Raw genomic sequence first — 254 nt, 5'->3', positions numbered from 1 at the left:
GATCCTCGGGGACCTCGACCCTACCCGCCGAACCTCACCCGGCGCGCCCTACCCCACCGGATGTCCGAAGAGCCGCAGGGCCTCGCTGGAAGGCTGGTGAGTGGTCAGAGAGCACCAGCATCCAGGGAGGCCCGCCTCGCGCGACGGAGCGGCCCAGACTGGGGACTTTCGTTGAGCACAACTGGGGAACTTCAGCGAGCGTCATCAAAGGAACGCTCTTCCCGATCAGGACGGCAACACGCTGTACAACAACG

Source organism: Gulosibacter sediminis (assembly GCF_014904065.1).
Taxonomy (GTDB): Bacteria; Actinomycetota; Actinomycetes; order Actinomycetales; family Microbacteriaceae; genus Gulosibacter; species Gulosibacter sediminis.
Note: the sequence above shows the minus strand (reverse complement) of the source record.